The following is a 1,060-nucleotide window of genomic DNA, read 5'->3' on the forward strand; positions in this document are numbered from 1 at the left end:
TGTACTGACCAGGACCGTTGTTGACGTGAAGAGAGACCTCCGTGTCGAGTGGGAGCTGTCTAGGAACCCGGCTCTGACCAACGGAGGTCTCTCGTGTCCCACGCTAACGCCCGGCTGACGCCGGCGGGTAGGTTGATCATGGTTCGCCGTATCGCGACCGGGCGCCCGGTCGCGCATGTCGCGGCGGAGATGGGTGTCTCGCGCACGACGGCGTGGCGGTGGTGGCGCCGCTTCCAGGTCGAAGGTCGGGCGGGGTTGGTCGACCGGTCGAGCGTGGCGCGCTCTCATCCGCGCCGGACCCCGGCCTGTGTCGAGACCCGGGTACGGATCGCGCGGATGCTGACCCGTCGTGGCCCACTCACGATCGCCAGGGTGGTCGGGGTTCCGGCCTCGACCGTGGGCCGTGTCCTGGCCCGTCACCACACCCCGCGCTTGGCTGAGTGCGACCCGGTCACCGGGCAAGTCATCCGCGCCACCAGACGCTCCGCGAACCGCTACGAGCACCCCTACCCCGGGTCGTTGATCCACGTGGACGTCAAGAAGCTCGGGCGCATCCCGGACGGCGGTGGCTGGCGCGCGCACGGCCGCTCGGAAAAGGTCCGAGGTCGCGGGATCGGCTACGACTACGTGCACGCCGCGATTGACGACCACTCCCGGCTTGCCTATGTCGAGATCCACGCCGATGAGAAAGGCGCCACCGCGGCCAGGTTCCTGGCCCGCGCGGCAGCGTTCTACTCCGCCCATGGCATCAAGATCGAACGAGTGATCAGCGACAACGCGTTCGCCTACCGCCACTCCCGCGCGTTCCAGCAAGCCGTCACCGACCTCGGTGCGGTGCAGAAATTCATCAAGCCGCACTGCCCCTGGACCAACGGGAAGGTCGAGCGCCTCAACCGCACCCTGGCCACCGAGTGGGCCTACTCCCGGATCTGGTCATCCAACGCCGACCGCGCCGCCGCCTTGCCTACCTGGCTCAACCACTACAACCTGGAACGACCCCACCTCGGCATCGGCGGCCTACGACCCATCGACCGAATCAACAACGCAACGGGTCAGTACA

General features: G+C 67.7%; 1 protein-coding gene. It reads left to right on the plus strand.

Going from position 1 to position 1,060, the window contains the following annotated elements:
• Positions 1-93: 93 nt before the first annotated feature.
• The coding region (locus NHG27_RS18960; RefSeq protein WP_497017357.1) for an IS481 family transposase at positions 94-1,060 on the plus strand (967 nt) is incomplete at its 3' end.

It is taken from the genome of Oerskovia sp. 140933 (genome assembly GCF_059651515.1).